1 protein-coding gene is annotated in these 1,294 nt (G+C 75.3%); it reads left to right on the top strand.

All coding sequences use genetic code 11. The annotated features are described in order from the left end of the window. The first annotated feature begins 120 nt into the window (after nucleotides 1-120). Entirely contained in the window at nucleotides 121-1,071 is a 951-nt protein-coding gene (locus ACFC1F_RS43415) for an NAD-dependent epimerase/dehydratase family protein (protein ID WP_376167357.1), read from the top strand. The last annotated feature ends 223 nt before the right edge of the window (nucleotides 1,072-1,294 follow it).

Genomic DNA, 1,294 nt, shown 5'->3' on the forward strand with positions numbered 1-1,294 from the left:
GGTGCGGGGGGGGCCGGTGACACGGCCCCCCGCGGGGCCGCCGAGGAGGCGGCCACCGGACCGACAGCCCGTCACCATGCCCGTGTCACCGGCCTCCAGGGCCCCGACTAGGCTGTGACGGTGAGTCTTCATGTGGTTGTGGGATACGGGCCCGCGGGGGCGGCCACCGCTCGGCTGCTGGCCGAGCAGGGGCATTCGGTACGTGTTGTCACCAGGTCGGGGCGGGCGCCGGAGCCCGGGATCGAGCACGTGGCTCTGGACGCGGCGGACGCCGGCCGGCTGATCGAGGCCGCGGACGGCGCTGCCGCGATCTACAGCTGCGGTGCGCCGCCCCTCCACCGCTGGACGGCCGAGTGGCCGGCCCTGGCCTCCGCGGTCTGCGCGGCGGCGGAGGCGAGCGGGGCCGTCCTGGTCGGTCTGGGCAACCTCTACGGCTACGGCCCGGTGGAGGGGCCCATCACCGAGGACCTGCCGCTCGCGGCGGCCGGCCCGAAGGGGCGGGTCCGGGCCGCGGTCTGGGAACAGGCGCGGACGCTGCACGAGGAGCGCCGTATCAGGGCGGTCGAGGTCCGCGCCTCGGACTTCTTCGGCCCCGGCGTGACCGACGGCGGTCACCTCTCCTCACGGGTCGTGCCGCGCCTGCTGAACGGCAAGTCCGTCACGGTCCTCGGCGACCCGGACACGCCGCACAGCTGGACGTACCTTCCGGACGTGGCCCGGGCGTTGGTCGAGGTCGCAGGTGAGGAACGGGCCTGGGGGCGGGCCTGGCACGTGCCAACGGTCCCCCCGCTGTCGTGCCGGGAGATGGTCGACGGGCTGGCCACGGAGGCGAAGACGGGACCGGTCGCGGTACGGCGGCTGTCGCCGGCCGTCCTGGGCCTGGCCTCGCTGTTCTCTCCCCTGCTCCGCGAGCTGCGGGAGGTCCGTTACCAGTTCGACCGGCCGTTCGTGATGGACTCGTCGGCCTACGAGTCCGCCTTCACCCTGCGCGCCACCCCGCTCGGGGAGCAGTTCGGGGCGACGGTCGCGTGGTGGCGCGGGCGGACGTCCGCCGCGACGACGGGCGCATGAGCCGGGGGCGGGGGCGGGGGCTGCGGGCGCCCGCCCCCGCTCGTCGCCGACGAGACGGCCCGGCAGCGATGTGAGACGTTGGACCGGGGGCAACCCGTAGAGGAGCAGCCCATGTCGTCGAAGCGACGCCGGAAGAAGAAGAGCCGCCGGAACCACCGGGCCAATCACGGCAAGCGGCCTCAGTGCTGAACGTGGCGGCGGGCCTGGCGCAGGGCGCCGGGCC

Source organism: Kitasatospora sp. NPDC056181 (assembly GCF_042266225.1).
Classification (GTDB): Bacteria; Actinomycetota; Actinomycetes; order Streptomycetales; family Streptomycetaceae; genus Kitasatospora.